The organism is Marinimicrobium sp. UBA4209, assembly GCF_002381585.1.
Lineage (GTDB): Bacteria > Pseudomonadota > Gammaproteobacteria > Pseudomonadales > Cellvibrionaceae > Marinimicrobium > Marinimicrobium koreense.
Genome location: NZ_DFTP01000011.1, coordinates 17,952 through 18,300, shown reverse-complemented (window position 1 = coordinate 18,300; position 349 = coordinate 17,952). Strand labels below are relative to the sequence as shown.

Sequence of the window (349 nt, the reverse complement as noted above, 5' to 3'; positions counted from 1 at the left end):
TTCCCTCGACTATCCGGAGCGCTCACCCATTGCGCGGGACACCATTCTGGTGCCGATGAATTACGCCGGCCAAAATGTGATTGTGAACAAAGAATAGTGTGATCGGAGGGACGCTGACCGCTCGCGATCAGCGTCCCTCATGCCAACGCCCCATCCGCAACCACACCCGAAGGCGCCGACGGTCGTCAGCACTGGCACTGTCCGGCAGAATCACCAGGGTGTGCACTCGCAGCCAGTTGCCTTCACGAAAACGCACCACCTGAAGCCAGGGCCATATCAGCCATTCACCGCAGGGGACCACCGTAACCACCCCGGATGCTCCCTCAAGCGTCCAGGCACCGGCTTCATA

At 60.5% G+C, this 349-nt stretch carries 1 protein-coding gene; it reads right to left on the bottom strand.

Annotated elements, in window-relative coordinates; translation table 11 throughout:
- Positions 1-127: 127 nt before the first annotated feature.
- A partial coding sequence (locus B3187_RS02125) for a hypothetical protein (protein ID WP_286804410.1) occupies positions 128-349 on the bottom strand: 222 nt, incomplete at its 5' end.